This window comes from Streptomyces sp. NRRL F-2664 (genome assembly GCF_000719345.1).
In the GTDB taxonomy this organism is placed as follows: domain Bacteria; phylum Actinomycetota; class Actinomycetes; order Streptomycetales; family Streptomycetaceae; genus Streptomyces.
Genome location: NZ_JOFX01000656.1, coordinates 1 through 206, shown reverse-complemented (window position 1 = coordinate 206; position 206 = coordinate 1). Strand labels below are relative to the sequence as shown.

Below are 206 nucleotides of genomic sequence, written 5' to 3'. Positions count from 1 at the left end.
TGCCGTCGGTGGTGAGGGCGGTGAGGCGGCCCGCGGCATCGGTCTGGTGCGCGGTGGCTGTCTTGCTGCCGTCCGCACCGGTGGCGGTGACCGTGGTGATGTCGCCGGCGGCGTTGGCGGTGTAGGCGGTCGACCGCAGTACCGGGGCCTTGGCGTCGCCGCCGTTGTGGACGGTGGTGGAGGTGAGCCGGCCGTAGGCGTCGTAG

1 protein-coding gene is annotated in these 206 nt (G+C 73.3%); it reads right to left on the bottom strand.

Annotated features, from left to right (window positions below):
• Window positions 1-206: hypothetical protein (locus IF89_RS40515; protein ID WP_043195272.1), on the bottom strand; the 206-nt coding region annotated here is incomplete at both ends.